18 protein-coding genes are annotated in these 25,307 nt (G+C 36.5%); 9 read left to right on the top strand and 9 right to left on the bottom strand.

Features of this window, described 5'->3' with window-relative positions:
• The first annotated feature begins 4 nt into the window (after positions 1-4).
• Entirely contained in the window at positions 5-703 is a 699-nt protein-coding gene (locus HNS40_RS11835) for a 4'-phosphopantetheinyl transferase superfamily protein (RefSeq protein WP_172281039.1), read from the top strand.
• Positions 704-750: 47 nt separating this feature from the next.
• Here HNS40_RS11835 and HNS40_RS11830 read toward each other — a convergent pair whose 3' ends face one another.
• The 6 genes from HNS40_RS11830 to HNS40_RS11805 all read right to left on the bottom strand — a co-directional run bounded on the left by HNS40_RS11830 (position 751) and on the right by HNS40_RS11805 (position 12,223).
• Positions 751-1,875 carry a glycerate kinase gene (locus tag HNS40_RS11830; protein ID WP_172281037.1) on the bottom strand — a complete coding sequence of 375 codons (1,125 nt, stop codon included), beginning with the start codon at positions 1,873-1,875 and terminating at the stop codon, positions 751-753.
• A 124-nt stretch (positions 1,876-1,999) separates the two neighbouring features.
• A complete protein-coding gene (locus HNS40_RS11825) occupies positions 2,000-4,831 on the bottom strand; it encodes a glycosyl hydrolase-related protein (RefSeq protein WP_172281035.1) in 2,832 nt (943 codons plus the stop codon).
• A gap of 24 nt (positions 4,832-4,855) precedes the next feature.
• On the bottom strand, positions 4,856-6,517 hold the full coding sequence (locus HNS40_RS11820) for an alpha-amylase family glycosyl hydrolase (RefSeq protein WP_172281033.1): 1,662 nt from the start codon (positions 6,515-6,517) through the stop codon (positions 4,856-4,858).
• Positions 6,518-6,519: 2 nt separating this feature from the next.
• Positions 6,520-7,851 carry a glycosyltransferase family 4 protein gene (locus HNS40_RS11815; protein ID WP_172281031.1) on the bottom strand — a complete coding sequence of 444 codons (1,332 nt, stop codon included), beginning with the start codon at positions 7,849-7,851 and terminating at the stop codon, positions 6,520-6,522.
• Between the two features lie 15 nt (positions 7,852-7,866).
• Positions 7,867-9,507 carry a sodium/solute symporter gene (locus tag HNS40_RS11810; protein WP_172281029.1) on the bottom strand — a complete coding sequence of 547 codons (1,641 nt, stop codon included), beginning with the start codon at positions 9,505-9,507 and terminating at the stop codon, positions 7,867-7,869.
• Between the two features lie 88 nt (positions 9,508-9,595).
• The gene (locus tag HNS40_RS11805) at positions 9,596-12,223 is read right to left on the bottom strand and encodes a TonB-dependent siderophore receptor (RefSeq protein WP_172281027.1); all 2,628 of its coding nucleotides are present in this window, start codon (positions 12,221-12,223) and stop codon (positions 9,596-9,598) included.
• Between the two features lie 154 nt (positions 12,224-12,377).
• Between HNS40_RS11805 and HNS40_RS11800 the strand changes: the two genes are divergently transcribed.
• Positions 12,378-13,406 carry a LacI family DNA-binding transcriptional regulator gene (locus HNS40_RS11800; RefSeq protein ID WP_172281025.1) on the top strand — a complete coding sequence of 343 codons (1,029 nt, stop codon included), beginning with the start codon at positions 12,378-12,380 and terminating at the stop codon, positions 13,404-13,406.
• A gap of 313 nt (positions 13,407-13,719) precedes the next feature.
• On the opposite strand, the gene HNS40_RS11795 is transcribed toward HNS40_RS11800, so the two are convergent.
• Positions 13,720-13,911, bottom strand: coding sequence for a cold-shock protein (locus HNS40_RS11795; RefSeq protein ID WP_172281024.1), 192 nt, complete (start codon positions 13,909-13,911; stop codon positions 13,720-13,722).
• A 314-nt stretch (positions 13,912-14,225) separates the two neighbouring features.
• Between HNS40_RS11795 and HNS40_RS11790 the strand changes: the two genes are divergently transcribed.
• The 3 genes from HNS40_RS11790 to HNS40_RS11780 all read left to right on the top strand — a co-directional run bounded on the left by HNS40_RS11790 (position 14,226) and on the right by HNS40_RS11780 (position 17,840).
• The gene (locus tag HNS40_RS11790) at positions 14,226-15,017 is read left to right on the top strand and encodes a S9 family peptidase (protein ID WP_172281023.1); all 792 of its coding nucleotides are present in this window, start codon (positions 14,226-14,228) and stop codon (positions 15,015-15,017) included.
• A gap of 9 nt (positions 15,018-15,026) precedes the next feature.
• Positions 15,027-16,307, top strand: coding sequence for a dicarboxylate/amino acid:cation symporter (locus HNS40_RS11785; RefSeq protein WP_172281022.1), 1,281 nt, complete (start codon positions 15,027-15,029; stop codon positions 16,305-16,307).
• 261 nt (positions 16,308-16,568) lie between these two features.
• Entirely contained in the window at positions 16,569-17,840 is a 1,272-nt protein-coding gene (locus tag HNS40_RS11780; RefSeq protein ID WP_172281021.1) for a PQQ-binding-like beta-propeller repeat protein, read from the top strand.
• A gap of 64 nt (positions 17,841-17,904) precedes the next feature.
• On the opposite strand, the gene HNS40_RS11775 is transcribed toward HNS40_RS11780, so the two are convergent.
• Together HNS40_RS11775 and HNS40_RS11770 are read right to left on the bottom strand one after the other, a co-directional pair.
• The gene (locus HNS40_RS11775) at positions 17,905-19,077 is read right to left on the bottom strand and encodes a hypothetical protein (protein ID WP_172281020.1); all 1,173 of its coding nucleotides are present in this window, start codon (positions 19,075-19,077) and stop codon (positions 17,905-17,907) included.
• 486 nt (positions 19,078-19,563) lie between these two features.
• Positions 19,564-20,622: an AI-2E family transporter gene (locus tag HNS40_RS11770; RefSeq protein WP_172281019.1), complete on the bottom strand. Its 1,059-nt coding sequence runs from the start codon at positions 20,620-20,622 to the stop codon at positions 19,564-19,566.
• A 239-nt stretch (positions 20,623-20,861) separates the two neighbouring features.
• Between HNS40_RS11770 and HNS40_RS11765 the strand changes: the two genes are divergently transcribed.
• The 4 genes from HNS40_RS11765 (at position 20,862) to HNS40_RS11750 (ending at position 25,182) form a co-directional block, all read left to right on the top strand.
• The gene (locus tag HNS40_RS11765; RefSeq protein ID WP_172281018.1) at positions 20,862-22,499 is read left to right on the top strand and encodes an alpha-amylase family glycosyl hydrolase; all 1,638 of its coding nucleotides are present in this window, start codon (positions 20,862-20,864) and stop codon (positions 22,497-22,499) included.
• A gap of 270 nt (positions 22,500-22,769) precedes the next feature.
• A complete protein-coding gene (locus HNS40_RS11760) occupies positions 22,770-23,642 on the top strand; it encodes a GIY-YIG nuclease family protein (protein ID WP_172281017.1) in 873 nt (290 codons plus the stop codon).
• 180 nt (positions 23,643-23,822) lie between these two features.
• Positions 23,823-24,605 (top strand): S-adenosyl-l-methionine hydroxide adenosyltransferase family protein, encoded by a 783-nt coding sequence (locus HNS40_RS11755; protein ID WP_172281016.1) that lies wholly within the window; start codon positions 23,823-23,825, stop codon positions 24,603-24,605.
• A 421-nt stretch (positions 24,606-25,026) separates the two neighbouring features.
• Positions 25,027-25,182, top strand: coding sequence for a hypothetical protein (locus tag HNS40_RS11750; RefSeq protein ID WP_172281015.1), 156 nt, complete (start codon positions 25,027-25,029; stop codon positions 25,180-25,182).
• The last annotated feature ends 125 nt before the right edge of the window (positions 25,183-25,307 follow it).

Raw genomic sequence — 25,307 nt, 5'->3', positions numbered from 1 at the left:
CCTCATGCTTAGCTTATACACATTTCAACTATTAGAGGAGGGTGAATTTAATAGATTCTACCCAGAAATATGCTCCCAACTACCTATTTCTGTTCAGCAAAAAGTAGATACCTTTAGATTTCCTGCTGACAAACAAAGGAGTTTGATGGGTGATTTAATGGTGAGAAAGTTCTACAGTCAAAAGCTTAACCAAAATCCAAAGGAAATTGACTTTGAGTATACCGAGCATCAAAAGCCCCTGCTAAAAAATGTAGATGGAGAATATTTCAATATCAGTCATAGTGGGAATTATGTGGTGGTGGCCTTTAGTGACAAACCTGTTGGCATTGATGTGGAATTGATAAAAAAAGATCGAAGGAATATTGCAGAACGATTCTTCACTCCTTCAGAAATTATAGACATGAATGCGGCCGGTACCGAAGAAGAACAAATCAAATATTTCTATCAACTTTGGACCTTAAAAGAAAGCTATATGAAAGCCATTGGTGATGGCTTAACCATGTCATTAAGTTCATTTTCATTTGCTAAAAATGAGGAAGGTTACTATTTGTCCAAAAGCAAATATGGATCGGATTGGTTTTTTCATTCTCAAGAATGGAATGGTGATGCTTTTTTGAGTATTTGCTCTAAATATCCCCAGATACAAAACCAAAGCCCTTTTGAAATAGAACTCGCTCGAAAGCTTTTTACATCATCTGCTTGAAAAAAAGGTTTTATTGCCACGAAGCCCCAAAGACACAATATGGGCTACTAAGCCTTTAGTTTCAGAGCAAATTCTTCAGCGACCCGTGCGAGATAGTTGGATGAGTTTTTAATGGAATCGTCGATATTTTTAGCATAAGCCTTTACTTCAGCCAAATAATCTACTCCATATTTCGCTAAGTCTTGCTCATCGAGCTCACTGAAACCACAGAAAACAGCTAATTTTTGATTGGTCTTTGAGTCCATCACTCCTTTGATGACTTTTCCAGAGAAGGTTTGCTCATCGAGCCTCCCCTCGCCCGATATCATCCAATCGGCTCCTTTAATCTGCTCATCGAAATGGGCTATTTCTTTAATTAAAGCTATGCCTGATTTTAATTCAGCATCTAAAAACAAAACTGTTCCAGCTCCAAGGCCTCCCGCCGCTCCGGCACCTGCAATATTCTGTAAATCAAAGTTGAACTGATTATTAATAATGTTACTGAAATTTTGCAATCCTCCATCTAAGGTGGCTACCATTGGTGCATGGGCTCCTTTTTGAGGAGCGTAAATATGAGCTGCACCATTTTCACCAAATAATGGATTATCCACATCACAAGCCACATGAAATTTGATGTCTTTGAGTGTAGGAGAAACAGATGTGGTATCAATATGCATCAATCGGTTTAAGTCTTCTCCTTTCCCCAATAATTCTTCATGATTCAAATCATAAAATCGATAGCCTAGGGCACGGGCCATCCCCATACCTGCATCATTAGTAGCACTTCCTCCAATTCCTAAAATGATATGCTGGGCACCTTTTTCAATGGCATGCTTAATGAGTTCACCCGTTCCAAAAGTTGAGGTTTTTAATGGGTTCAGTTCTTCATTTTTTAATAAACGAATACCTGAAGCATCAGCCATTTCTATGAAAGCCATTCTCTTTTTTGGTGAATATAAATAGGATGCTTTAATCATTCTTGCTAGCGGATCATGTACTTCTACTTCCACTCGTTCACCTCCCATATAATACTCCAATACCTCCACCGTTCCGTCGCCACCATCGGCTAAAGGAAGCTTCTTTATTTCTACGGAGTCCAAATGTTTTTTAAGGGCCTCCTCCACAATATCACAAAACTGTAATCCACTGAGAGCGCCTTTAAACTTATCGGGTGCGATTATGATTTTATACATTTGTCAATTCTTTAAAACGGCACCGTAAAAATACTTCACGGTGCCATGGGGGTGTTATTAATCAAATCAATTATTGAACCAATCCTGTTTACGAAACCAGTTCATGAAAAAAAATGTTTCAAATTTATTCTGCATCGGGGTTTTTAAACTGCTTAATATAATCGTAAACTCTACGTTGAACTCTAGCTTCGTTTAGTCCATAACCCAATTCAGTAGTCTTCACTTCATTAAACCTATTGCGAGCTAGAATAGCAGATAATTGAGCTTCCAATGCCGTTCTACGCCACATGGGATGATGTGCTCTATCTTTTAATTCCTCAGCTCTTTCAATTTCCGACTGAATATCTTCCTCTGTTACATAAGCGGCATATTCATAATCTTCGAAAGATTCTCTGTTTCTATTTTGGTCAACAATGAGCTCACAATCTTTACTCATTTCTAAGTCTTCTCGATCAATATCCAATCTCATGCTGAAAATCTTTTTAGAGGCCAAGTCAAAGGATACCGCTGACTTGTCCAGCTTCAATTCTTCTTGTGCTTCTTCTAAAAGATTGCTTAGACTGGCTTTGTTTATCTTGAAAGCACTATTCACCGATACTTTTGTACTTTGCTCTGCTGAATTATATCCTCTAATAATGATGGATTTACCATCCTCGCTTCTCTTTATAGCCGTAACTTTCATGGTATTTAATGAATCACTAGCCGAAAAATAGGACTTATTTGTTTTTATCTCACCTTGATGTTTATCGGTTGTACAGCTAATGAGATCGGAATTATAAATATTCGACTTTTGACAAACTTCGGCTTGCTCTATATTTCCTTCATGAGGGTAAACAGCGTATTCAAATTGCATTTCACGCAGACACTGGGCATCTGGAGTAAAAATCTCTGGCCCTGCATCGCCAATTCTAGAATTAATTTCTTTGGCTATCCATCCTACTGAGCGGAATAAAGTAAGCGCAATTTGGTCATCGTTTAACACCTGATATTCTGGCAATCCTTTTGAAAATACCGACAAACCATCCACACCATCATTTAAATCTACAAATTCACGATTCAAGAAAATAGTATTAGGCTTGGCTTCTCTAGCTCCAATAATCACTTTTTTTACATCCTCAGGAATAGAAGACTCATCATAATCTTCAATATGAATGGGACGCTTCACCACATCGAATGGGCTTCCAGCATAAGCGATATCCGTATCAACACCACTTGGGAAAATCACACGCATCAGGTGGTCCTTTACGGTATTTCTCAGGTGAGTTTTACATTTTACAATTCCTGAATCCGACTCAATGGTATAATAATTTATCAAAGGAAGCTTCCTCAATTTTTCGCTTCTGCAAGTATGGTTTTCAGCATCAGACTCTGGTAGCTCCAAATCATATTGAGTACGAATGATAACTTTTGAATCGCTTTGCTCTACAATTTCTATTTGTGCTTCTACATGTTCCGAAGTAATAATTTTATCTACATCGGGATAAGAATAATTATACTCATCACCAGTATCCGCTCTATCTTCTATGATACCTAAATTCTCAAATAACTTCCCACTACTCTTGTGAAGAATGGTAAAACTACCATTACTGTTGAAACATACTTTAATATGTTTATTACTAATATCTAAACCATCAACTTGGAGCTTATCGTCGTTTTCATCAGACTCCTCTATTAGTTTATATCCCATAGCTGGAATATCTTTCACATAATAAGAAGCATCTTCGAAATCCACATTCTCGGAGCGCTCTTGCATACTGGTATTGAAGACAATTTTCACATCCTCAGTAGCAGAATTAGAAGTATCGATAAGGCTACAAAGTTCTTTCAGTTTTTGTTCTGTTAAGGATTGAGTAAGCATATGAACCACTCTGGTTCGGTTTTCCATATCGGTATGAACATCATCGATACTCACCCCACAAATGCTATCGTGAGGATGATTTTTGAGGAGGGTTTTCCAAGCTTCTTTTATCTGGGTTTGTTCATATTCGCCTCCCAATGCCCATACTAAAGCTGACAAAGGTTCTACGCGTTTTTCGAGTGCCTTTTGCTGTTCATCATTTTGAAGTTTCAAATACATACGTGCCGACATCACGCCTGGAAAAACAGAAATAAACCTTCCACTATATAAAGCGCCTTCTAAGGTTTTCAAATCGGGTTTCTCCTCCATCACATCACGGATATATTTCACCGGATTCGATTGGATGATTTCAAACTCCTCGGTATCCATTTTCCCATTACTGATATAGGGCTGGATATCATCAGGAATCATCTCCTGATCGTAACCATTCATCAATAAAATTTGATTGGTGGTGGCAAAAGGGCTGAGCTTGTTTACTTCATCGTAAACTCGATCTTTCATAATGTCATTATGCTCTGCTAATCGCATCACATTTCTATAACTATCTAATAAATACATAGAGGGAAGTACAGTTCCATCGGGTGATTTCCATAAAAACTCCGACTGAACATCATTGGGATCCATTTCTACACCACGCCAAACAAATAATCCTTCTAGATTAAATTGCTTGTGAAGCTGGGTAGTTTGTGAAATCTGACCGAAATTATCAAGCATCCAACCCACATTCATGGCGCCACCTAATTCTTTAGCCGCTTGAATTCCATAGGTGAAATTTCTTACCAAAGACTCCTCGCTGAGCAGTTGCCAATCGGGTTGTAAATAATAAGGACCTATGAATAAACGATTCTGCTTCACATATTTTCTAATCTGACGCTTGTACTCGTTTACATTATACTTATGCTTGTCCAACTCCTCAAAATAATCTTCTACCATAGCCATTTGACCATCGAGCACAAAGATATAATCTGGCTCTTTCTCAAACATCCTAAATAGATTATTAAAAAATGGAATCAACCATTCGTTGGTATATTTACTATTGAGATACCATTCGCGATCCCAATGGGTATGAGATATAATATGAGCAGTTTTCTTTTTCATCTTCACTTGTTTTTATTCTTGAATTTATACTGATTTCAACCACAAATAAGCATAAGGCTCCAGTTGTGTTTCTACAGGTTTCCAATATGTCATATTGACTTTATTACTAGTATGGGATTCTATATTAATGGCTTTATCGGAAAAATTAAATAGACAGTAAACGCTTTCCGATTCGCTTTTCCTTTCGATAATAAATAAAGCATCTTTATTAGAAAAAAGAGCTTGACTAAAAGGATGGAATGCATCTTCTTGCTGACGCAATTCCAGTAATTTCTTATATTCTGAATAGACTCTATATCTTAGACTTGACTTACCTTCAAGCTCCCTATTCAAATCATCAACTTGAATTTTAGCTCTGTTGATTCTTCTATTTATGCCCGAAGCCTTCACTGCCTCCACATCATTCTCCGAACCAAAAACAGAATGATAGTAGACACCAGGCACGCCATTAAAACTCAACATCACTGCTTGAGTGAGCATAAATCGTTTGGCACGATAGGCTATACTTTCTTCTGGTGAACTGAGCAAATCCATATAATTACAATTGAGCTCATAGGGTGTTTTACTGCCATCGGGATTGGATTTATAGGAAACAAAACCACCATGACATTCTGCTTTATTGGCCAACATGGAAATTTGCTCATCACTAACTATCCCTTGCAAAGGACGAACTCCAATACCATCGTGGCTAGCCGTAAAGTTGAAGAAGCATGTTTTATCAGAAGGCAATTTTAAAGACTGTGCCCAATTGCTTAAGGTGTCAACTTCCCTTGCATGTAGGCTATATGCCAATAATGGAGGCAAACTGAAATTATAAATCATGTGTGCTTCATTCAAGCCATCTCCAAAATAGGAGATATTCTCGGGATGAGGAACATTGGTTTCTGTGATTAAAACTACTTGTGGTGCTATTTGTTCAATAATCTTGCGGTAAGCAATAATGATTTCATGGGTTTCATCTAAATGAATACAGGTAGTCCCAAGCTTTTTCCACATAAAAGCAATGGCATCTAGACGAATAAATTTTGCTCCCTTTGAAATATAAAACAACAACACTTCCAAGACTCTCAAAAAAACCTGAGGATTCTCATAATTTAAATCTATCTGATCTTCAGAAAAAGTAGTCCAAATATATTTTTCTTGCCCTTGTTTTAAAAAAGGATGTAAGAGTGGTAAAGTTCGCGGACGAGTCACTCGATGTAAATCAGGATGATTGGGATTGGCTTCAATAAAAAACTGGTCATAGTTTTTATCTCCGCTTAAAAATCCTTGGAACCAATCAGATGATTTAGAAATGTGGTTAATCACCGCATCAAACATCAACTGAAATTCTTGATTGAGCTCCAAAACTTCCTTCCAAGTACCAAATTCGGGATTGACCTCTTTATAATCTACCACCGAAAAACCATCATCGGAAGTAAATGGATAAAAAGGAAGAATATGGATGGTATTGATCATGGATTTTAAATGTGTAGAACATACCTTCTTGAGACTTGTCAAATTGGGCTCATCACCCTGAATAAAACTGTCGGCATAGGCAATCAAAATCACATCTTCCTTACTCAGTAGAAAGTCCTTCTTTTCAATTAAGTCACTATACTCCTCAACTAACTTTGCTATAGCCGACAGTGTTTCATTTAATTGCTCCGGATATAAAAATTCGATATGTTGCTTTATGATATCCATCCTCAAAATATTTTTGCTAGCATCTTTTGTAAACCATCGATGGACAGTTCGCGTTTTGCTGTATTATAATTTTCTTCTACTTGTTTTGTTCTATAATCAGCATCCAAAAGGTATTTAATAGATTCATCTGCGGCTTTTTCTATTTTCTCTTCATCAACACGCACCCAATTATTATCGGATTGATGTTGATGCCCAAATGAAAGCACATTGAACTGATACTTTTCGATATCTGATTGATAAACGGGATATTTATAAACAGCCACAGGCAATTTGGCCACCAAAGCTTCTAAAAACTGGTTTCCCCAACCCTCCAAAATACTTGGATAAGTCACCAAATCGGCCATGGTATAAACATCCCATAAGGAGAATTTCTTCTCCTCAGTATTTTCACTTCTCTCGGGTTCAACATTTGAACTGATGTCTTTTATCTTGACGCCTTTTTCCAAAGCATAAAGCTTCAATTTCTTTAAATATTCTGGGGATTCTGACTGACCAGCTAGGACTAAGTATATATGACTTTTCTCCGTAAATGATTCCCCATTATAGCATTTCTGGTTGACGAGTAGGTCTCGTTTTTTCTCCAGAGCTGCTGCATAATCTATGGCTATTTCAATGGCTTTTCGCTCCACCACTCGTGTGGCTTGAAGCAAAACAATATCGGAATTCTGAATTCCAAATTCCCTCCTCATCTCTCGGTTATAATCATCCACCTTCATCAAGTCATGATCAAAATCGAAAACATTGGGAACTACATCGGCTTCTACTCCATGTCTAGATTTTAACTCGCCTTGCGCAATGCTATTGATACAAACATGCTCAATGCGTGGATGCACAGGAGGAAAATAATCCTTCAGCATGTCTTCAATCATTTTATGATTAGGATGGGCATATAAATCTCTCTCCCAGTAAAAATCGTGGTGATGACATATGGCTTTCACTTTAGACTTCTTTATGGCATTGACAAAACCAATTCCCGCAGGCAATCCCCAACCCAAGGAAAGAATATTATTAGGTATCAACACATCTATGGCACGGCATCGAATAATTTCTAGCAAAGCTTGTTCAATGAGTTCAGCCACCATGAGTATTCTGCCCCTAAGTTTTTCTTCTGACCAAGGATACTCTGTTTGGCCATAAGCTTGCTGCACTATTTTGTTATTAATAGCATATTGATAATGCAGCTCAGGAATAATCTCTGCCTCTCCCCTTTTATCGCTTCCGGCAATAAAAATGACTTCATGCCCAAGCTGTTCAAGTGCTTTTTTCCACTTGTCCATCTCCAAGGAAACACCATCGGTTTCACCGACTCTAAAATGACATAAGGCTATTTTCATGAGCTCTAATAATTATTATCCAAATATTTGCGGTACGAATAAACTAAAGACGAAAATCACCATAAAGAATACGATAAGCATGATTCCTTCTTTGGAGAAAAAATCTTCTTTTCTAATTTTATAATTAACTTGTGAGGTTTTGTTATTGGGGTCTTTCCTGATATAACTTACTACATAAGCTATAATCACACACATAGCAAATCCGGTAAAATTCAACCAAATCCAAAAGATATCGATTCCTGGATCGAAACCGAAAATTTGCTGCATGGTTTTAGAAAAAACCAGATTAATCAGTACGGAAAGAATAATACCTGCATTCATTCCATACTTATTCACTTTCTTGGAATAAATAGCCAATAAGAAGGTGGCTAAAACAGGTCCATAAAATACAGAACCAATAGCATTTATAATTTCAATAACTGAGCTCTCACTTCCTCCTAATAAAAAAGCACTGGCAATACAAACCGCTCCCCAGAAGACTACAGCACCTTTTGAAACCATCATATATTTCACTCCAGAAAGTTTCTTTTTCCCTCTGTTAAAGAAATCTTCCACGGTAACTGCTGATAAAGAGTTTACGGTAGAACTTAAAGAAGACATGGCTGCTGATAAAATCCCCACCATTAAAATACCTATTAAACCATGAGGTAAATAATTAACGATAAAAACAGGAACCATTAAGTCAGGTTTAATTCCAGAAGACGCATACTCTGCTGGGAAATATCTTTGTGTAACTACAGCTAATTGATCCACAAATTCTGGTGCCACTAAAATAAAACCGCCAAGTACCAATCCTAAACTACAATAAATTAAAACCACTGGGAATCTTAGTACTCCATTTGCAAATAATAGCTGACGAATTGTTTTTTCATCTTTAGCAGATAAAAGTCTTTGGGCTTGAGTTTGGTCGGTACCATAATAAGAGGCATAGAGAAAGAATCCTCCAATAATCATGGGCCAAATACCATATTCACCATCTCCAAAACCGAAGTTATTATTGATAACTTGTAACCTTTCAGGATCTACACTTGATAAAGATCCACCACTATCTGCCATTAGGAAGTAACCATAAACTAAGGCAATGACTAGTCCTCCGAAAAGAATCACCATTTGGATGGCGTCGCCCCAAACCACAGCTTTCATACCCCCTTGCCATGAATAAATAATGGTAACAATACTAATGAGCGGAATGGTATAAATGAAATCGATATCCAATACTGCTTGTAGTATGATGGCAATGGTATAGACCATAACTCCAGTACTTAAAGCTCTAGATATCTGAAAAACTACACTTAAAATCATTCGAGTTGAAGCATCAAATCTACGCTCCACAAACTCATAAATACTCACTACACCAGAACGGAACAAAGGCGGAACAAGTACGACCATTAAAAAGAACATGGCCAATGGAACGGAAAACTCAAAGGTTAACCATTTCATTCCTCCTCCAGCTTTTAAAGCCACAAAGGCGGGTGCAGAAACAAAGCTAATGGCAGACAATTGAGTAGCCATAGTTGACAAGCTCAAAGGCAACCAGCCCAAGCTTTTCCCTCCTAAAAAATAATCAGTGGAGTTTTTATTCTCCTTAAAGAAATAACCCATTCCTAGGAATCCTGCAAAATACACTAGTATGATAACATAGTCTAGCCAATTCATCTACTGTAGTTTTTGTGATTTATAATGTTCTGAAAGTTAAAAAAAGAACCGGAGGTGAACAATCCTCCGGCTCAAACAAATCATAAACTTAGAATGTAAATGTTGCTCTAATGAACAATCTTCTTGGCAATATTGGACGACCAACAAAATAAACACCACTATTTGATTGTGATAAATCACGTGGATTACCTTCTGTAGGTCCTTTAGAATCTGTTAGGTTAAATACAGCTGCACCAAGGCGCAAAGTTTCTCCGTTATCACCTAAACGCATGGTGTAACCAGCGTCAAGTCTGAATATATTAATGGCATCTAATTCTACATTATTACTATCATCTGTGAATTTTTTACCTGTGTGGCTCATGGAAACTCCAGCATCAAATTTTTCACCAAAATAATCTAAAGCTAGATTTGATAAGAAGTTAGGTTGTCTTGCTAATTTATTTCCAACATACTCTGGAGTAGATTTATGCTCGTCATACTCGTGGTTTTGATAAGTTAAACTACCACTGAAGTGTAAATACTTCACGAATTCATAATCCCAAGTAGCTTCAACACCTATACTACGTGTACTCTTAGTGCTTACATCTTCTATAATTGTTCCAGGGTTATTTGGATCATCAATTAATCTCACATCTCTTCTGTCATTTAAATCAACATAATAACCAGCGATGGTAGCTTTTATTTTCTTATTGGCATATTTAGCACCAATTTCACCTTGATAAATCTTCTCTGTTTCGTAAGAACCGACAGTTCCGTCAGATGAAACCTGAATTCCACGAGGTTGAGGGAAGAAATAACCCTTAGTTAAGTTACCATAAAGATTTACATTTTCATTTAACTGATAGTTAGCTGCTAAAACGCCAGCCCAGTCTGTATCTTGACCATTACCAGTTAAATAGGCATTATTTCCCCAACTTACAGTCTGCAATTCAGAGGAAAGAGACTCATCTTCGCTCATTTGGTAAGTTGTATTACCTTCTCTAGTTACATCAGCACTAATTTTCTCTACACGTAAACCTACGTCAATTCTCCAACGACCAATTTGCATTTCGTCCGTTAAATAACCGGCCATTTTATTGGCAGTAATGAAGTTATTAGCATATGCCGCACCTGGATTAAAAACACCATTCTGGCTCAATACCATATCGTTTCCACCTGAGGTATAAGTAATGTCCACCAACTGTGGAATAGAATTAAATTCACTTACATATCTTGATTGAATATTTTGGTCTTCCGCTTCACTGCGAGAGAAGAAACCTCCTAAAGTAACGTGGTGTTCTAATTCACCAGTAACCCATTTTTGAGTCAAGTTCATTTCACCAGCTAAATCAGTCATCGGACGATTACGATCTAATAAAGTATTCACTAAAACTTTGTCAGAATTAGGCATTGTTCTAGTAGTGCCTGTATTTGTTCCTACAATATTTGTAGCTTCAGGGTCTATAGCTGTTACAAAATCAGTTAAAGATTGAGGATTTCCAGAACCCGCTAAGAATAGGTTAAACTGGTGCTGATAGCGAGCATAACGAAGTTTAGTGTTTAAACGTAAACCGCTAGAAAATTCTTGTTTATAATCGGCCATAAAATAACCACCTTTGGTAGAAACACCATCTTTTATTGGAGTATGATAAACTCCATTAGGAGTTTGATAAGAAATATTGCTGGCATGCACCGTTTGGATAGTATTCACTTCTTCACCATCGTTACCTGTAGCAAATTCTCTACTATCTCCATCTAATGGAAGGGGCAAGAAAAATTGTACTCTATCATCAATATATTGACCAGATAAAACTAAAGAACCATGGTCGAATAATTGTTTAACATTACCTCTTAATTGAAAACCTTGTGTTGGAAGACCCGTTTTGATAGGACCTTCATCATAACGATAGAATCCACTAAGAGCGTAATAAGTTTTAGAACCTTCACCACCTAATTTTCCACCACTATAGAAATCAGCTTTCATGCGACCTTGATCGGCAGCTTCAAATTGAATAATGTTTTCAGGAGTTTCTGTTCCTGTTTTAGAAATATAGTTGATTAAACCAGCAACAGAACCTGCGCCATAAAGAATAGCAGCACCACCACGAGGGAAGTCTAACATACGAATACCAAAATCGTTTCTTACATAAACATCATGTGCAGATGAGTTCAATCCGAAAGTACTAATTGTAGGCATTCCATCATACTGTAATGGATTAAATACATATTGTCCACCAGAAGGTAATCCACGAACAAATACATTAGTTGCTACTTCACCTCCTCCACCTTCAGCGGTAATTCCAGGAATCGAACGAAGGATGTCAGCTTGTCCGCTGGCTGCCTTCATTTGAATTTCTTTTGCTTTCATGGATGTCATAGACATGGCTGCTTCATTTTCTGTACGGACAGTCATTGAACCTGTAATGGTGACCTCCTCAAGCCCAACTCCACTTGCTAAAATAACCTTAACAGGCACCGTAGAAGTGACATCGACTTCAACAGATTCGTAACCAACGAAACTGGCCACTAAAGTAACGGGGAACTTCTCCACGTTCAGGCTAAAATTACCATCCATATCAGAAATGGTTCCGTTCAATGTGTTTTTAACAATTACAGATACTGAAGGAATAGATAATCCATCTTCATCTGTCACTGTTCCTGTAACAGTAGTCTGTGCATATATATTTAATGCAAAAACTAGGTTAAGAAACATGAATAAAAAAGTAAATTTCTTCATAATATTTTGTGTTTTGATGATCTAATTGTTAACAAAGAAATAATATAAATTAACACCACACAATAAGCAAATTTTACGTAAACGTTTACGGTTGACAATTAATTTAAAATTTGTTAAATTTGCGTATAATTCTGAGATAATCAATAAACTACACATGAAGCGCGTAACACTGAAAGACCTAGCAAAATCGCTAAATACAACAATAGCTACTGTTTCAAGGGCTTTACATGACCATCCTGAGATCAGTGACAACATGAAGAATAGGGTGAAGGAAGCAGCTGCACTTTATAACTACAAACCCAATACCACCGCGCTTTCTCTTAAATTTAAAAAGTCTTATAGGTTTGGAGTTATTTTCCCTCGGCTCACCCATTATTACTTGGCTCAAATATTAAGCGGTATGTTAAGCCAAGCTACCAAAGCTGGATATAAAATGATTATTGCGGAGAGTAATTATAATCCTGAAAAGGAAATGGAATTAATTCAAGAGTTTTACGAACTTGATGTGGATGCCATATTAATACTTCCCAGTAGAAAGCTAGGCTCTCAAAAAGCCAAACTCGAAAAACTCATAAGAACAGATATTCCCTTTGTTATCATAGACCGTCTAATCCATTTCAAGAAACTCAAAACACCACTTATCTCGTCCAACGATGATATAGGAACAAAAGAAGGTATTGTTCATTTAATAGACCAAGGTTATAAAAAGATTGCGCATTTAAGAGGCTTAAGCTCCTCTACTATTGCTACGGTAAGGGTTGATGCTTACTTAGATACTTTGAAAGCTCATCATATGGAATTTCATAAGAACTGGCTACTCACTTGCAAAAAGTTCAACCAAAATGAAGGAGAAAAATTAGCAAAACAACTCATGGAAATGGACAATAGACCTGATGCCATTTTCTGTGTGAGTGATAATGTAGCTTTAGGAGTCATTAGAGGATTAAAGAAAATGGGAATTAGAGTCCCTGAGGACGTTGGAGTTCTTGGCTTTAGCAATTCTGATCTTGCACAGGTGAGTTCACCTTCACTTTCATCCATACATCAACCAGGTAGAAAAATCGGTATTAGAAGTATAAAAATGGTTCTCTCGAATATTGATGATAAAATTGATATTTCTGAAGAACATTTAATTATGAAAACTCGATTGGTGGTGAGAAAGTCTACTATGAAGAAAGGCTAAAAGGATACAAAATCTCAGAGGTTGAGAGATCTAAAATCTGGGGCTATAGAACTCCATATTCATTCTTATTGTCACTGTCTTCTTATTCAAGATTAAAAGCTAGAAAAAAATTAGTATTTGAGCTGAATGATATAGAGATATGTGTTTTCTAACCAAACAAATATTAACCCAAAAGTCTTCAACCATATTTAGATATTCAAACTCTTCCATTTTCTAGCTTCGTTGTTCCTGTTATTTTTTTCTCTTAAAAAGCAAAAAGGCCGTTTTCCTAGAAAAACGACCCTTTGGTACTTAAAAGAAATTACAATATATCTTAAATTACTTTAACATCCACTGCATTAAGTCCTTTTTTTCCTTCTTTAAGTTCGAACTCAACTTCGTCGTTTTCACGAATCTCGTCGATTAATCCTGTAGCGTGTACAAAGAATTCTTTTTTTGTCTCGTCATCAATAATAAATCCAAAACCTTTAGATCCATTAAAAAATTTTACTGTTCCTTTTTTCATTGTAATATATTAAAATTGAACCACAAATGTATACTTTATTTTCAAACCACAAATAATTTTTTAGGCAAAGCTGATGATTATAAATAATTATTTAACCTATTTTGGAGCACAGAGGAACTATCATACTGTATTACTGACAGATAGATATCCTGCTTTTATTTCCTAAAAAATCTAAAAATTATCGATTTTATCAATAAATAGCCCATTGCTACTGTAATAGTGAGTAAAAAAGCTAAGTAATTGACTCCTATCTATATAATGCGTCGAACTCATTTTCATCATTCTTTTTTTGTTTCTTTGCAAAAAACACGACATTGAGTAGAAAATTTATCATCAGAGCCATTGCAGTTTTAATGCTTTATATAGCTGCAACTAGTTATATTTTTCAAAACGAAGATTCCTTCTTTTTTAATCATGACCAACTAGAACAAAACTATATTTACGATTTTAAAAACAATTTTCAGGAAATGGAAATCAATATTAACCCAGAAGTAAGTTTACATGCTTTATGGTTCAAGCAAGAAAAAGCCAAAGGATTGCTTCTGTATTTCCCAAATGGAGATTATCAATCGGAGAATTTTGATATTCAATCAATTTATTACTATCAAATGGGGTTTGATGTCCTCATTCCGGAGTATAGAGGGAATGGAAAATCCACTTCTTATTACCAATCGGAGGAGGATATGTATAAAGATGCGCAGCAATGGTATAAAATGGCTCATAGCTTGGCAGATTCCAGTAGCTTAATTATTGCTGGACGAGATTTTGGGAGCGGAATGGCAGCCTATATAGGAGGTGAGTTTCCTGCAGAACTCGTTATACTCGAAAACCCATATTACTCTTGGAATGCGCTCATGCTCAGAAAATACTTCTGGATGCTTCCCCACTCCTACCTCACTCAATTTAAGATTCCCCTATGGGAGTTTGTGAGAAAATCTACTAATAAAACCCTCCTCATACATGCCTCTGAGTCTAGTTTTACAGATATAGAAAACAGTCATCGTCTCTTACAATTCCTAAAATCTGGCGATGATTTAATTGAATTAAAAGGGGAAAACATAGACTATAATCATCCTGATTTTCAAAAAATCATGGAAAAAATTTAAATTTGCGCTATGGCGAAGAAAAAGAAGTTGGCATTGCATTGGAAAATTCTCATCGGGATGGCCATTGGTATTATTTATGGTCTGATGGCTAGTAAATCGGGATGGATAGATTTCACCATCAATTATATCAAACCTTTTGGTACTATTTTTATCAATCTTTTAAAGTTGATAGCCATGCCTCTTATCCTTTTCTCGCTCATTAGTGGAATTGGAAATTTAAAAGATATCTCCAAGCTCAGCAGCATGGGCTTAAAAACCATTTCTTTCTATCTTTTTACAACAGTAGTGGCCATTACTATTGGTTTGGTTTTGGTTAATCTTATCGATCCCGGAGCCAGTTTCCCTCAAGAAGATCAAGCCAAATACACTCAAATGTATAGCTCGCAAGTGGAAGCCAAACAAGAGAGTGCTGCTGTTTTAGAAGATGAATCTCCCTTGCAGTTTTTGGTGGATTTGGTACCTTCAAATATTTTTGGGGCTGCTGCCGATAATAGCAATATGCTACAAATCATCTTTTTCTCCATTTTTATTGGCATTGCCATTGTCATACTGCCTGAAAACAAAACCAAACCCGTTAGAGACTTTTTCAACAGCATGAATCTGGTGATTTTAAAAGTGATAGACCTCATTATGGAGTTCGCACCCATAGGTGTTTTTGCCCTTCTTGGAACTATTATTGTGGATATGAAAGGGGATATAGATCTCTTTAAAGCCCTTGGCCTATATGCTGTGACAGTGGTCTTAGGATTGCTCATTCTCATTTTCGGATTCTATCCCATTCTGGTAAAGTTTTTCACCAAAGTAAAACTTTCTCAATTTTATAAAGGAATTGCTCCAGCGCAACTTCTGGCCTTCTCCACCAGCTCGTCGGCTGCCACGCTACCAGTGACCATGGAATGTTGCGAGAAAAACTTAAAAATCTCTAACCAAGTGAGCAGTTTTGTCCTCCCCATTGGTGCCACCATCAATATGGATGGAACCAGCTTATACCAAGCTGTAGCCGCTGTTTTTATTGCTTCTGCCTTTGGTATGGACTTAGATTTTGGTCAACAATTAACCATAGTATTAACAGCTACCATGGCCAGTATTGGCTCTGCCGCTGTTCCGGGAGCTGGAATTGTGATGTTGGTGATTGTGCTTACCGCCATTGGCGTTCCCAGTGAAGGTATTGCTTTAATTTTTGCTGTCGACCGTCCGTTAGATATGCTCCGAACCACTGTAAATGTTACAGGAGACTCCACCATTGCCAGCATTATTCACAGGTTTGAAAGTGGGAAGATAGAGGCGTGATGCTCGATGCTCGATGACCGATGCGGGGTGACGGATGTTAGATGTCAGAAAATCCATACCCTCTTAACTATAAAATTTCACCCAAAGAAAATGCAAAGTTTTTTTTTGACGCAAAGACCGCTAAGAAAAAGAATACCCCGCTTCGTGCTCCCAGCTTCACGCTCCATGCTTCGTGCACCATGCTTCCAAACTCTTGACTCTTTGCAAAAAATAATATAGCTTCGCAAAAAATATGATTTTATCCGAAAAAACCATGAAACCATGAGAAAACTAATCTGCCTTTCTTTATTCTTATCCTTTGCCTTTTCTATTTCTGCTCAAGTGAGCACCCAATGGCGCAGCACCCATAGAGACGGAATCTTTGAGGAGGCTAATCTCTTAAAATCATGGCCAGAGGAAGGCCCAACATTATTGTGGTATAACGATTCTTTACCCACGGGATATTCTTCCCCAGTAATTGGAGAAAATTTTATTTATGTAACAGGTTTGGTAGATACCTTAGATTATGTTTTAGCCCTTAATAAAGTTGGGCAAGAACAATGGAGACAGCCCATTGGTGAGGCTTGGACAGAGTCCTTCTCTGACAGTCGCAGTACTCCGACGCTTATTGATGATAGACTTTATGTGCAAAGTGGATATTGTTGGGTAGCTTGTTTTGATGCCATTAGCGGAGAGAATATCTGGAGAATTAATGTCTTTGACAAGTTTGAAGGCAGAACAGGCCAATGGGGATATTCTGAGTCCTTATTGGTAGTAGACGAGAAAGTCTTAGTTAGTGTAGGAGGTATGAAAACCAATATGGTGGCTTTGGATAAAAACACTGGAGAAACCATATGGCAAACTGAAAGCTTACAAGATACAGCAGCCTACGCCTCTCCTATTCTAATTGAAGAAAACGGGATGAAAATCGCCGTTAATGTCCTTTCTAATGATGTTTTTGCAGTAAATATTGATGATGGTGAAATCCTATTCAAGCATAATTACTCATGGATAGATGATGAAGATGCCTACGCCTTATGGAACAGTGCTGGAGCCAGTAGAATCAATACCAATAATCCTGTTTACAAAGACCATCAGCTATATATCACCAGTGGATATAACCATGTGGGTGCTAAATTCCAACTCTCAGATGACTTTAGAAAAATAGACTTGATGTGGACCGACTCCATTCTTGATGTGCACTTTGGGGGTGTGGTTCTCATTGACGGATATATTTATGGATCCAACTGGATAAACAATGCCAATGGTGACTGGTGCTGCATCAACTGGGAAACTGGAGAAGCCTCTTATTCTCAAAAATGGAACAATAAAGGAAATATCATTTACGCCGATGGCCTCCTATATATTTATGAAGAAAAACGTGGACATATTGGAATTTTAGAACCAAACCCAGAGAAGTTTGAAGTCATAAGTTCATTTAGGATTCCACATGGCAAAGGCCCACATTGGGGACATCCTGTTATCAAGGATAAGGTACTATATGTTCGACATGGTCAAGCTTTAATGGCCTTCGATATAGCTGATAAGAAATAGAACCTCTTATAATATTCTATAAACTATAACAGAGTTGTTGCTGCTACCCATACCAAAACCTACTCTATGCTGTTTCGTATAAATCATCCTTTTCGTAAATCAATTGATTATGCAAACAGCAATTTGGCTTGGTACATTCAATCCCCAAGATTTGATATTGATAATCGTCACTTTCTATGATAATATCTGAAATCATCTCATTAAGATCATGATATTTCTTCGGCTTTTCAAAATACGATTCGCATTTATACCATAAAAGAAGAAAAATCCCATGATCAGTACGTTGACAATCCATATAATCAGCAAAATGCGTATTGATAGCCTCTATGGCATCCTTGTGATGTGCTTTTTTGATTTCCATACACACTTTAAAAGAGGAACTAGAAAAGGTAAGATCTATACGTCCATTGGAGACTACATTTTCACTAGTAATACTAATATTTCTATTATTACAAAGTGGTTCTAAAATGCTCTTAATATAGGGATAGAATTCGTTTTCCTTGGTTTGAGCCTTCATATCTATATCGCGCCAAAACTTTAGGAAACCTTTTTCTTTGCGGATTTTTGGCTCTAATTTATTGCGGATTAATTCTACCATAAAATCATGAAGTTCTTGGCTGGAAGAAAAGCTTTTAAAATCTTTAGAATTCTCTACCACTCGCTGCCACTTGGTTAACTCACAATCAATAAATTTGATCAAAGAAGTATATTGCACTTCATCGTAAAAATTATCGGTTTTCTTCATACTATCCACCAGTGAATCTAAGTACTCGAGCCGATCCTCTTTATTATCCAATTCTGCTATTCGACTCAATACCATCTTTTTCTTTAAACGAATCAAACCTTCACGAGAAGTATAAACCAAATATAAAAGCTGAGCCTTTAATTCTCCAAAATTAAATGTCTTCATAAAAGCCTCCTCTATTAATGGCTTTTCACTTTCTAATTCTAGGGTCTTAATATCTTTGATAAATCGTTCTATCCCTTCACTTTTTACCATGTAATTGGTTGAGCTTACAATATCAACCTCGCCAAGTTCATTAATTAAACCTTTGATAATTTGACTCTGAGTATGCAGCACAGAATTGTTTTTTTGGAATCTTGTAAACTCCTTAAACTTCTCATTCCCTAAAACAGAATATGCTTTAGATAATAAAACGCCAAGATCGATTAAAGTACGTGATTGTGGTTTAAAATCCTCATGGAGAGAATTTACAATGTCGTCAAATGATTTCATATCTTCATTATTTATGAGCTGTCCATGCGAGTAGACAGCTCAGATTATTTAATGTGTTTATATGTTAAGAAGTCGTCTAAAGCTTATTACAGCCTCGAAAAACTTATTCTTTTATCATCAATCGACATGTATTTTGTTCAGAAACAGAAAGAAAAAAGTTTGAAAAAGAGTGTAAAAACTTACCTGTTAAACCTTGTAAACACATAGTTGTACCAGTACTTCTCGGTTTATTAAGTGGATGGAGTATTTTCGTATCTGTATCCAAAACAAAATGTTTAATTATACTACCCTCAAATATACTGTTTTTATTGTTATTTATTTAACAATGCTGATATTTAGGTTATTCACCTAATTTAAAGCTAAATAAAAAATTCATTACACCAATTCAAATTGCATATTTATTCACGAATCGTTCACATTCTTAGGAATTATTTATATTTAAATCTGGGTGATTCAGAGGCTTTACAAAAGACAAATCACAAAACCTTATGCCCTCTTTCGAAAAGAAATCCCTGTATCACTCCCCGACATTAAATCAGAAATCATCTTAGTTTTTGGAAATTGCTCCAATAATATTTTAATAAAAACAGTAATAGGAATAGACATGATTAAACCCGGAATCCCCCATATATATCCCCATAGCATCAACATTACCAGAACTGTGATTACATTTAAAGAAAAAGTTTTTCCCATAAAAATGGGCTCTAACACTCCTCCCATTAATACCTGAACACCTATAATCACGATGATAAAAAAGAGGAGGGTTCCAGTTGGATCTAGTTCAACAAATGCAAACAAACTTAAAAGTACCACTGCAATCACAGAACCTACCATTTGCACAAAATTAATGAGGAAGGCAAACAAGCCCCAAAATAAAGGAAAGCTGACATCAAAAAACAGGCACGCCAATCCAAAGCCAATCCCAGTAAACAAACTGATCACAAATTTCACAATAACAAACTTGAGTATGTCTTTCTCTATCTTCATGAATGTTTTAATGGAAGTATGCCGGTGCTTAAAAATGGTAGATTTCAATAGTTTCTCAAAATTAAAAGATTCAGATAATAACAGCACCACAAAAAATACGGTCATCAAGGTCATGGTCACTGTTGAACGAAGAAATTGAAAGGTAGAACCAAAATTCTTCATGAGTGAATTATCCTTAAAATAATGTTTTAAAACATTTTCTCCTTGTACCCGCTCCATTCCAAAAAAAGACTCCACTAAAACTATTAATTCAACGATTTTAGTCTCCGCTTTGTCCATAAAGCTTTCTTGTGTGGCCATTATCTCATTAGTGGTTAACTGAACCATTTCGCCTCCAAGCTTTAAAAAACCAACAATAATAACAATAACCAAAAATACACCGATAGGCTTTGGCACTTTCTTTCTTGTCAACCAACGCATAAGCGGCAGAAACAACAAAGCAATAAACATAGAAAATATAAGAGGAATAAAAATAAAAGACAATAACTTCAGCAAGTAAAACGCCAAAGGGATCACTATAAACAGCAGCAGGGTGTTGGTAGTTTTTAAATCTTTCATTGATAAGGAAATAGTGTTTATTACCAAAAACAAAGATAATCTCTTTTCACTTAGGATAGCCCAATAAAAGCCTTAAAAAACAACAAATATTTTAAGCCAGAAAAACCGGTAAAATATTATCATTCTTACAAAAGTAAGCTTCATTTTCCGCAAACGTTTGCTTAAAAATACCTATGTTTTAATGATTTATAACCAAAAAAAACACCTATTTTTGTCAAATAACCAATAAATTTACACACATGTTTATTACAAATATCTTACTTTTTGTGAGTCTAATGACTGGTGTTTTTGCTCCAGAAGATAAGCCCAAAGCCCAAGCATTCGATTGGAATAATGCTACAGTATATTTTATGCTCACCGATAGGTTTAATAATGGTGACACCAGCAACGACAGCAATTTTGCAAGAAAAGACGATACAAAGCAACTACGTCAATTCACAGGTGGAGACATCAAAGGAATCACTCAAAAAATAGAGGAGGGGTATTTTAATAAGCTTGGAGTAGATGCCATTTGGTTTTCGCCAGTTAACGAGCAAATCCATGGTAGTGTAAATGAGGGACAAGGAAACACCTATGCTTTTCATGGCTATTGGATTAAGGATTGGACGAGTATGGAGCCCAACTTTGGAACAGAAGCCGATTTAGCAGAACTCATGGAAGCTGCTCACACCAAAAACATAAGAGTGTTAATGGATGTGATTATAAACCATACAGGTCCTGTGACTGAGAAAGACCCTGTTTGGCCAGCTGATTGGGTAAGAACGGAACCACAATGCGAATACAAAGACTATAACTCTACTGTCTTCTGTACTTTGGTGAAGAATCTTCCAGATGTGAGAACTGACCAAACTGAGGAGGTTGAAATTCCTGAAGCCCTCTTCAAAAAATGGGAGAAACAAGGTAGAAAGCAAAAAGAGCTGGACGAGCTAGATGCATTCTTCGCTAGAACCGGCTACCCTAGAACTCCAAGATATTATATCATCAAATGGATTACCGATTATATACGCAAATTCGGAATCGATGGCTTTAGAGTAGACACCGTTAAACATACCGAAGCCGATGTTTGGGCCGACTTAGCCAAAGAAGCTCAATTGGCTTTTGAAGATTGGAAAGCCAATAACCCGGAACCTATACAAGAAAACCATGATTTCTTTATGCTGGCTGAAACTTATAATTACAACGCTAACAATGGTAGAATATTCGACTTTGGAGACAAAAAAGTAGACTATTTTGCCAATGGTTTCCATAGCCAAATCAACTTCGGTTTTAAAGGCGATGCCAATAAAAGCTATGAAGAATTATTCTCTAGCTATGCTGCCTTTCTAAATGGTGGTGATTTGAGCGAAGTCACTTTTATGAACTACGTGAGCTCTCATGACGACAGCTGGCCATTTGACAAGGAAAGAAAAAGAACTTACGAATCAGCTACAAAACTATTACTTTGCCCGGGTCAAGCTCAAATTTACTATGGTGACGAGATTGCCCGTCCACTCATTATCGAAGGAGCAGAAGGCGATGTGAACCTCAGAAGCATCATGACATGGGATGATAGTTATGACAAAGATTTATTAGAGCATTGGCAGAAACTAGGCACATTCAGACATGCCCATCCTGCAGTTGGAGCTGGGGAACATAAAATGCTAAACAATACACCTTATGTGTTTATGCGTTCCTATGTAAAAGGCAGCAAACAAGATAGAGTCATCGTTGGCCTAGACCTCCCCAATGAAAAATTTTCAGTGAATGTAAGAGATTATTATAAGGATGGTGATTTATTGATGGACAGCTATACCCATGATTATTATACCGTAGTCAATGGTGAAATTGTGATTAATACTGAAGCTGGGATTGTTCTTCTGTCTAAAGTTGAGAAGTAGGGAAAAAGCTTGAAGCTTGAAGTTCGAAGCACGAAGTTAGTTCATGCTTCGTTCTTCCAGGTTCATTCAAATTTTTACAAATACCTAAACTCAAGAATACAGATTAACTCCAAAAACAAGCGTCCATACTTCTTCAAGATTCATGCTTCCCACTTCATGCTGCTTCCATTCTTTCTATTGAAAACACTTTCTTTAGCACGATTTGTTTCTCCTCAAATTGCAATTAAAATGATTACCTTTATCGCATCATAATGCATTAACATAAGAAAGATGACATTTGGCAAAACAATAAAACTTTTCCTAATTGATGGAGATACCAATGGAAGATTGGCTTGCGAATTATCCAATTGGACTGGAAAAGCATATAAAATTCCGAGGAAATCAATCAAAACTTGTGCTGATAGACCTGAGTTAATGACCACTGGCGTTTATATGCTTCTTAATAGAGGAACAGAACTATCAGAAAAAGGACAGATTTATATTGGTGAAGCTGAAGATATTTATAAAAGACTCATTCAACACCTAAAAGAAAAAGATTTCTGGAATGATGCCATTGTCTTTATCAGTAAAGATGACAACTTGAATAAAGCACATATCAAATATCTAGAAAACCGACTTCACGAAATAGCAACGAAAGCTAATCGCTACGATATCATTAATTCTCAAACACCAACACAATCTAGCATTTCAGAATCTGACCGAGCAGAAATGGAGGAATACTTGGCTAATGTCTTAACGCTAATAAATACCTTAGGATATAATACATTTGAGCAAATAAGACAAGCTGAAACCAATCAAACTTCACCAAGTAATGATGATTGGTTTTATATTTCAGCTACTAGAGGAGCGAATGGAACAGGAAAATCAACTTCTGAAGGATTCGTAGCTTTTGAAAATTCTCAGGTAGCTGAGCCAATAACAAAATCGTATCCTCAAACAATGAAAAAACTCAGAGATGCTCTAATTGAAGAAAAAGTAATCATTGAAGTTGATAATAAACTCATTCTTAGCAAAGACTACCTTTTTAGCTCTTCCTCATCAGCAGCCATGATTATCATGGGAAGAAGTGCAAATGGTTTAACAGAATGGAAATTAAAATCAGGACAAACCCTTCAAGAATTTGAATCCGGCCTTAGTGATTAAATTTGTATAGACATCAACAATAAGGAAAGGTTCGAAGAACGAAGTCACTTCTAGCTTCGGACTTCTAGCTTCATGCCCCCCCTTTATCAACAATACATTCTTCATCACAAAATATTTTTCAAAGTTTAGCAATCCGATTTATTAATATCTTTGGTCTTTAAACATCAAATTTCAAGACTCATGCCTATCATCACATTAACAACTGACTGGGGAATAAAAGATCATTATTTAGCATCGGTAAAAGGGGCTATTTTAAAATACATTCCACAAGCTCAAACTGTTGATATATCACATGAAATTGCACCTTTCGATTTAAACGAAGCTTCATATATTTTGCGAAATACTTGGGATAATTTCCCAGATGGAACCATCCATATTGTGGGCGTTAACTCTGAAGCTTCTCTAGAACATCCTCATGTTTTGATCAAACATAAAGGGCATTATTTTATAGGCGCTGATAATGGTATTTTCTCCTTGATGTTTGATGAAATTCCAGAGGAAATCTACGAAGTAGACATCATCCAAACCTCAAATAAATACACATTCTCTACAAAAGACACCTTTGTACAAGCTGCATTGCATGTGGTAAAAGGCGAACCATTGGCAGAGTTAGGAGACAGATTACCCGAGCTCACCAATAGAATGGCTTTTCAACCAGTAACGGAAACGGGAGTGATTAAAGGAAAAGTGATCTATATCGACCGTTATGAAAATGTGGTGACTAATATTTCTGAAACCCTCTTCCAAGAATTGGTACAAAGCAAACCATTTAATATTTTACTCAGAGCTGGGAAATATAAAATTAATAAAATCCGCAGCAGCTATAGCGATGTGGGAGAAGGTGAATTGGTAGCGCTATTTGGTTCTGACAACCTCCTCGAAATTGCTCAAAACAGAGGCCGTGCAGCTGGTTTATTGGGTTTACAGGTTGATGATGTGGTTAGGATTGAGATTGGGGAGTAGCACAAAGCCTTACCAGACCAGCTCACTCGGAAATGCCTTCCGAGTGTATATCGCATTTTTTATTATTTTTATGCTATGTCAGATCAATATAAAATACATGAACCTAATAAGGCCTATTTTATCACCATGACCACTGTAAGTTGGGTGGATATATTTACCAGGAAAAATCATAAAATGACCATTGTTGATCCCAGCTCACTCGGAAATGCCTTCCGAGTGCATATCCCATTTTTTATTATTTTTATGCTATGTCAGACCAATATAAAATACATGAACCTGATAAGGCCTATTTTATCACCATGACCACTGTAGGTTGGGTGGATATATTTACCAGAAAAAATCATAAAATGGCTATTGTTGATCCCAGCTCACTCGGAAATGCCTTCCGAGTGCATATCCCATTTTTTATTATTTTTATGCTATGTCAGACCAATATAAAATACATGAACCTGATAAGGCCTATTTTATCACCATGACCACTGTAGGTTGGGTGGATATATTTACCAGAAAAAATCATAAAATGGCTATTGTTAACTCTTTAAAATACTGCCAAGAGAATAAAGGGTTAGAAATATAAGACCGTTGCATAACGTAAGGATTCCTTAAATGGACAGTTTTTTTAGCTTTTTATCTATTATTTGTATTTCTAACGTGTTATATACTCTTGTTTTTCGATCATTTCCCCTTTAATTTTTACTATTA

The sequence above is a fragment of the Lentimicrobium sp. S6 genome (genome assembly GCF_013166635.1).
GTDB lineage: Bacteria > Bacteroidota > Bacteroidia > Bacteroidales > UBA12170 > UBA12170.
The sequence above is the reverse complement of the archived record's forward strand: the minus strand, read 5'-3'. Positions and strand labels throughout refer to the sequence as shown.